This is a genomic window from Mesorhizobium sp. M4B.F.Ca.ET.089.01.1.1 (genome assembly GCF_004022605.1).
GTDB classification, from domain to species: Bacteria; Pseudomonadota; Alphaproteobacteria; order Rhizobiales; family Rhizobiaceae; genus Mesorhizobium; species Mesorhizobium abyssinicae.
In genome coordinates this window covers 1-1,981 of record NZ_RZOS01000708.1, presented here as the reverse complement: position 1 = coordinate 1,981, position 1,981 = coordinate 1, and the positions used below count along the sequence as shown (strand labels likewise).

2 protein-coding genes are annotated in these 1,981 nt (G+C 59.2%); both read left to right on the top strand.

From position 1 onward, the window contains the following. The first annotated feature begins 560 nt into the window (after positions 1 to 560). Positions 561 to 1,742, top strand: a complete 1,182-nt coding sequence (locus EN780_RS32990; RefSeq protein WP_128276359.1) for a mandelate racemase/muconate lactonizing enzyme family protein — start codon at positions 561 to 563, stop codon at positions 1,740 to 1,742. After that, the coding region (locus EN780_RS32985) for an NAD-dependent epimerase/dehydratase family protein (protein ID WP_128276358.1) at positions 1,742 to 1,981 on the top strand (240 nt) is incomplete at its 3' end. The genes EN780_RS32990 and EN780_RS32985, both read left to right, overlap by 1 nt.

Here is a 1,981-nt window from a genome sequence, read left to right as displayed (position 1 = left end):
CTCCCGGGCTGACTCATGCGGCCTCCTCACCCTAGTCATTGCGTCGAACCGGAGGTAACAAGATGACTATCACGAGCTATCGCGCGGCGGCATGACCACGGCCGGAAGCGATCACGTCCGCCAGATGTAGAGCGCTTGGACTTAATGGTACCGCCCAAGATTAAAAAACTTTGTGCTCTCTATAGATGGGAATAGCCAACAATGTGAAATGATCTTCAGCAAGATTGGCTCAATCGAATATTTCCTAGCAGAAGGACGTCCCGATGATCTTAAGGCGAAGGCCACACTCGTCCCGCCAATTGGGCATGAACGGAGCCAATGCCGCGCCGGTGCCTGTGAGTCCAGTCGGTACCCCACCAGACCCCGAGTGGGTTGGACTCATGCCAGAGACGGGGGTTGAGCTCATTCCCTACGGCTGCTCAATGCTCCGCATCGGAGTTGGGGCGACCGCTGCCCGTGCGGCTATGGCGGCGTGGTTCAGCTCGGCAGGGTCGAGGGGGTGCTATGTGGTTGCTCGGACGAGATGAAACACAAGTGAACTCTTGGAACAGGTTACAAACATGGCTGTAACGGTACCCGAACCATCCCATCATGCACGGGCGGCAGATGGGATCATTGGGATCATAAAGCGCGTCGAGGCGCGGCTCGTTCGCATGCCCCTTCAGGCGACGACGTCCTTCGCGACGCGCGCGGTGAAAACCAGGGACTACGTGTTGGTGAAGGTGATCTCGAAGGACGGCATCGGCCTCGGATATACCTATGCCGGCAACTCGGGCGGTTCCATTTCACTCGACGCTGTGACCACACTGCTGGCCCCCTTGATCGTGGGCAAGTCCTCCCTAATGATTGAAGGCCTCTGGGAGAGAATGTACCGGGACGCGCTGTTGCATGGCCGTACGGGCGCCGTCATGCGCGCGTTGAGCGCGATTGACATCGCGCTGTGGGACCACAACGCCCGTTTTGCCAACTTGCCCCTTTGGCAGTTCCTTGGTTCCTACACGGACGGCTTCGTGGATTGCTATGCAAGCGGGGGTTACTATCAGGAGGGCAAATCGCCCGAGCATCTAGCCGACGAACTTGCCGGATATGTCGAGCAGGGCTTCAAGGCGGTGAAGATGAAGGTCGGAATGCTGAGCTTGGAGGAAGAAAAACGCCGTATCATGACCGCACGCGGACGCATCGGGACGGACGTAAGGCTCTTTCTCGATGCCAATAATGCATGGCGCGACCTCTTCACCGCCCTTCCCTTTGTCCGCTGCTTCGAGCCATTCTGTCCCGACTGGATTGAGGAACCGTTCAGCCCCGACGATATCGAGAGCCATGCGCGCCTCGTCACTTCTACAACAATACCGGTGGCGACAGGGGAGGTCGAGGCCGGGCGCTGGAGGTTCCGTGCGCTGCTCGACGCTCGTGCAGCCCATGTGCTCCAGGCCGATGCTTTGGTCTGTGGTGGGATCACCGAATGGCGCCGCATCTGCGGAATTGCATCGGCATACGGCGTTCCCGTGTATCCGCATGCGTGGCATGACATCCACGTCCATCTGGCCGCCTCGCAGCCAAACTCAGCGCTCGTTGAGTATTTCGTGGACCACCAGATCGTTTGCACACAACCATTGTTTGACCGTGAGTTGAAGCCGCAGGACGGCCGAATCGCCCTGCCCTCCGAGGCGGGACTGGCTTTCTCGTTCGATGAGGAGACGCTCGACCGTTATGGTGTTTCCGACTGGCAGGCGGTGTCGTGATGCCATCAGGCAAAAGAAAAGTGTTGATCACCGGAGCGGGTGGCGCCCTTGGTTCCCTGCTGGTCCGAGCCTTTCGCGACCGTTACCAGCTCCGGGTCGCGACTCGCGAAAGGCGGGACGACGACCTGTTCGAAGGGCTGGAGGCACATTACGCGTCGCTCGCCGATCTGGAAACGATGGAGGTTCTCTGCAGGGGGATCGATACTGTAGTTCATCTAGGCGGCCGATCGATCGAGGAC